This is a genomic window from Fulvivirga aurantia (genome assembly GCF_009711475.1).
Taxonomy (GTDB): Bacteria; Bacteroidota; Bacteroidia; order Cytophagales; family Cyclobacteriaceae; genus Fulvivirga; species Fulvivirga aurantia.
The window spans coordinates 1-2,171 of the sequence record NZ_SMMD01000380.1 but is presented as its reverse complement, the minus strand read 5'-3'; the positions used below and the strand labels follow the sequence as shown (position 1 = coordinate 2,171).

Sequence of the window (2,171 nt, the reverse complement as noted above, 5' to 3'; positions counted from 1 at the left end):
CGTTTATGTCATCTACCGCACATACAATTGATCAGCCCAAAAGAAGCATTTGGGATGGTGGGCAAGCACCACTAAAAGCGAGTTATGGTAAACTCATGATGTGGTTTTTCTTGCTTTCGGATGCTTTTACATTCTCAGCATTACTTATTACATATGGTCTAATTCGCTCAGCACACCCTGCATTTGAAGGTGCTGTTGGTGACTTTACCTTTTCACAAGACTATTGGCCAATACCGGAAATGGTATTTGAGGCAGTACCATTTCTACATGGTGTGCACTTACCATTGGTCTTCGTGGGTATAATGACCTTTATCCTGATTATGAGTAGTGTAACTATGGTACTTGCGGTAGAAGCTGGTCATAGAATGGATAGAAAAGCTGTTGAAAAATGGATGCTTTGGACCATCATAGGTGGATTAGTATTCTTAGGCTGTCAGGCTTGGGAATGGTCTCACTTTATTGTTGGAACTGGCGGTGGCGGAGCCGGCCTTTCGTGGAACGAATATGGTCCTCCGGATTTTGCAGCACTCTTTTTCTTCATAACAGGTTTTCACGGTACACACGTATTTAGTGGAGTAGTACTAAACTTTATCGTTTATTATAACACTATAACAGGTGTGTATGACAAACGAGGCCATTATGAAATGGTTGAGAAAGTAGGTCTTTACTGGCACTTTGTAGACCTTGTGTGGGTATTTGTGTTTACATTCTTTTATTTGGTTTAAAAATATAATTATATAAGATATGCATTCTGAAGAATCAACATCAGTTCAAGTACAGCCCGCAGATAAATCTAAGATTAAGAAAATCTGGGTTACAGCAGGTATATTAGCGGCAGTAACCGCGGTAGAATTCTTATTTGCCTTTACCATGGATGCTGGCGTACTTAGAACATCAATATTTATCGGACTTACTATTGTTAAAGCCGTTTATATCGTAGGCGAGTTTATGCACTTAAAGTATGAGGCCAAAGTATTAATTTGGTCAATTCTTATCCCAATGATCTTTGTAGTATGGATGCTTGTCGCATTCGTTTATGAAGGGGGTGCGTTATACGATGCAAGATATTAAAACGAGTTTGACGAATCATAAAATACAGGAGGCTAAGGGAAACTTTAGCCTTCTTTAATATATAGCAGTGAATAAATACCTCAAAGTAATTTTCTTATCAGCAGTTCTGCTTATTCCAATTGTTATCTTCTTGTTTTTGAAAACTTTTGGCGAAAATAAGTTTGACATCCCTATCTACTACGAAGAAGGAAAGCCGGACCATTGGCAGGACTGTTCAGCGGATAGTAAAAATGACCAGTATATGGTAAAGTTTGATGAGGACAAACTACCGTCAGCAGTGTTATTTCTTAAACAAACTCAAAGCTTCCAGTCTCTTGAAGTAAGCAATATCACAAATAGATTGCAAGATGCTGTGTCGGGTATGACTTATATAACCTATACTTATGATTCCGCATTGGCTGAAGAAAATAAGCAATTAAACTACCTTGATTCTTCTCAGTTTGTTAAGCAAATGAGATGTAATTTTGTAACTGATACGGTCAATCAGTTTGTGTTGATAGACTCTAAAAAAAGGATCAGAGGGTATTTTGATACCGAGCGGGACGAAATAGATAGACTTATAGTGGAGATGAAAATTTTGTTAGAAAATGAGCGAAACAATAAATAAAGAAGATAATAAGTATAATAAACTGATAATCGCATTATCAGTAATTATTCCTGTGGCAGTAGCCGTCCTCTTTTCAGTAAAGATTGAAGGTTATGATTTCTCATTCTTACCTCCGATATATGCATCGATAAACGGTTTGACTGCAATTCTGTTAATAGCCGGATTGATAGCTATTAAGAATAAGAAGATGAAAGTGCATGAGAACCTTATGAAGACTTGTATTGGTCTATCTGCACTCTTTTTAGTGATGTATGTGGTATATCATATGACAAGCGACTCTACACCCTATGGTGGTGAGGGAACCATGAGATATATTTACTTTTTTATATTGATCTCGCACATATTGCTTTCAATCGTGGTGATACCGCTTGTGCTATTTACTTTCGTAAGAGCTTTGTCAGAGCGATTTGATAAACATCGTAAGCTGGCTAGAATTACATTTCCAGTATGGCTATATGTGGCAATTACAGGTGTAGTGGTGTACATAATGATT

The 2,171-nt window shown here is 37.4% G+C and carries 4 protein-coding genes; all 4 read left to right on the top strand.

From position 1 onward, the window contains the following. The first annotated feature begins 5 nt into the window (after positions 1–5). On the top strand, positions 6–725 hold the full coding sequence (locus tag E1176_RS02035; protein WP_155208910.1) for a cytochrome c oxidase subunit 3: 720 nt from the start codon (positions 6–8) through the stop codon (positions 723–725). Between the two features lie 19 nt (positions 726–744). Next, positions 745–1,071 carry a cytochrome C oxidase subunit IV family protein gene (locus E1176_RS02030; protein ID WP_155208909.1) on the top strand — a complete coding sequence of 109 codons (327 nt, stop codon included), beginning with the start codon at positions 745–747 and terminating at the stop codon, positions 1,069–1,071. Positions 1,072–1,138: 67 nt separating this feature from the next. Continuing rightward, positions 1,139–1,678: a hypothetical protein gene (locus E1176_RS02025; RefSeq protein WP_155208908.1), complete on the top strand. Its 540-nt coding sequence runs from the start codon at positions 1,139–1,141 to the stop codon at positions 1,676–1,678. Beyond that, on the top strand, positions 1,659–2,171 hold a 513-nt coding region (locus E1176_RS02020; RefSeq protein WP_155208907.1), incomplete at its 3' end, for a DUF420 domain-containing protein. The genes E1176_RS02025 and E1176_RS02020, both read left to right, overlap by 20 nt.